Here is a 1,738-nt window from a genome sequence, read left to right on the forward strand (position 1 = left end):
GATTTATCCCCGATGGGTTGCGAAGCAAACCCAAACCTGCAACCGTTTTCCCACTGACATATCGTATGCAATGGGTTCAGGGCCGCTTCGCGCCCCATCGGGGATAAATCCCCTCGCCACAGGTATAACATCGGACGTCTATCGCAAAAAAAAGCGGACAGCCTTGGCTGTCCGCAAATATGCGCACATAGAGAGGAGCTTATCGCAACAGCGTTAGAACGTAGACTGAATTTTCAGGCCAGCGACCAAAGCGTTGTCCACTTCATCCACACCACCCGGGTGAGTGATGTATTGCAGGTTAGGGCGTACGGTCAGCCAGTTGGTGACGTGGAAGCCGTAGTTGATCTCGTAGTTGTATTCGGTTTCACGAATTGGCGAGAACACCGGGTTGTCGTAGTCCGAAACACCGTTGGAAGCATTCAGGAACTCGGCGTTTTTCTTCACGTCATCGTTGACGTGGATACGCGCCGCACCAATGCCGACGTCATCTTTAGGACGCGCGTCGAACGGGCCTTTGTAGACAAACATCACCGACTGGTAGTTGTCGATGAAGTTGGTGTCCTTGTCGTGGAAGGTCGCGTTGGCGGCGATGTTCAGACCGCGCGAAGCATCACCGTTGTGGCTGGTGAGTTGCTGCTGCGCGACGAACCAGTAGCCGTGTTTGCTGCTGTGGGTCTTGTACGCGTCGCCAGTGGTTGCAGCGTCGAAGCCGTTGACGTCTTCACGGACGTCATTGGCGTCAGCCGTGCTCTTGTAGTAACCGACGCGGTATTCGCCCGGCAGGCTGTTGACCTTCGGCGACCAGACCAGTTCGACTGGCAGAACAGTCCCTTTGGTGCCGCTGCCGCTGAGCTTGAAGCCGTTGCCGTGTTCCAGTTGCGACGGGTTCTGGTTGTAAGCACCGATCTGCGCGTAGAGCTCGTCGTTGATGTTGTACTTCACGCGGATCGCGGCCTGGCTGACGGGCCAGTTGTACCAGATGTTGGTCGCCCAGTTACCCACTTGCGAGCCGCAGAACGCCAGGTTCTGGAAGTCGCACGGGAAGGTGTTGAAGTCTTCGCCTTCACCGAAGTAACCGGCCTTGACGTCGAGCTTGTTGTCGAAGAACTGGTGCTGAATCCACAACTGGGTCAGACGCACCATGTGGCCACGACCGTAGACTTCCTGCGACGACGACAGAGTGCCGGCACGCGGATCGCCAACGCGATCGTTGGAGATGTTTTGCCCGTTACGGTTGGTCAACTGGATCTTGGCCTGAGTGTTGTCCCAGCCCCAGAGTTTTTGCAGGTCCAGCGCCACGCCCAGACCGAACTGATCGCTGTAGCGACCGGTCTTGTCGTCGTTGTAGCCGCCATGCAGGTTAGCGCCCATTTCCCCAACGTAGTCGGCCTTGATGTCGATACCCTGCTCGATCAGCTTGGTCCGCTCGCCACCCCAGTCACCGGTCATCCATTTCGAGTCGGAGCTGAAGGCATCCGCCGCCATGGCGTTACCGGCCAGCACCAATGCCGCCGCAGCTGACACTTGGCAGATCAACCGGGCATTGACGTGTTTCTTTTTCATCCCTACATCCTCGTCTTTATTGTTATTAACTGTTTTTTTCCAACGTGGTTTACATAAATTGCGATGCTCGACAGGCCGAACACCACTTTTCCCCTGTGGAAGCGGGCTTGCTCGCGAAGACGTCATGTCAGTCGCCATGTGTGCTGCCTGACACTCCGTTTTCGCGAGCAAGCCC

General features: G+C 56.4%; 1 protein-coding gene. It reads right to left on the reverse strand.

Annotated features, from left to right (window positions below; genetic code table 11):
• Positions 1-213: 213 nt before the first annotated feature.
• Complete coding sequence (locus QMX91_RS30995) at positions 214-1,563, reverse strand: carbohydrate porin (RefSeq protein WP_027612565.1); 1,350 nt, start codon at positions 1,561-1,563, stop codon at positions 214-216.
• Positions 1,564-1,738 lie beyond the last annotated feature (175 nt).

Origin of the sequence: Pseudomonas sp. PS01299 (genome assembly GCF_029960145.1) — a bacterium.
Lineage (GTDB): Bacteria > Pseudomonadota > Gammaproteobacteria > Pseudomonadales > Pseudomonadaceae > Aquipseudomonas > Aquipseudomonas putida_A.